General features: G+C 56.7%; 1 protein-coding gene. It reads right to left on the bottom strand.

Annotation, left to right across the window (positions count from 1 at the left end; genetic code table 11):
* Positions 1–436: KUP/HAK/KT family potassium transporter (locus tag AB1462_RS32135; RefSeq protein WP_367249151.1), on the bottom strand; the 436-nt coding region annotated here is incomplete at both ends.

The following is a 436-nucleotide window of genomic DNA, read 5'->3' as shown; positions in this document are numbered from 1 at the left end:
ATATGCATGACCCCGGATGCGCCGATGGCCAGAAACCAAAGGGCGGTAACCGGACCGAAAACCGTCGCAACTTTGCTGGTGCCATAGCGCTGAACCGCAAAAACGATTGCCAGTATAACCAGCGTCAGCGGCACGACATAAGGCTCAAAGGCCGGTGTCACCACTTTCTTACCCTCGACAGCCGAGAGGACCGTGATCGCAGGCGTAATTACCGCATCGCCGTAGAAAAGCGCTGCACCCAGAATACCGAGGCCGAGAATGAACAGCGATGGTTTCTTCAAGCTGCTTTGCGCAAGCGCCATCAGCGACAGTGTTCCGCCCTCGCCGCGATTGTCCGCACGCAGCACGAACAAGATGTATTTCACGGTCACGATGATCGCCAGCGCCCAGATGATGAGCGAAAGAACGCCCAGAATATCCTCGCGCTGCGCAACAT

It is taken from the genome of Pseudomonas sp. SB113, from assembly GCF_040754745.1.
GTDB lineage: Bacteria > Pseudomonadota > Gammaproteobacteria > Pseudomonadales > Pseudomonadaceae > Aquipseudomonas > Aquipseudomonas grimontii.
This window is presented reverse-complemented; position numbering and strand designations above follow the sequence as displayed.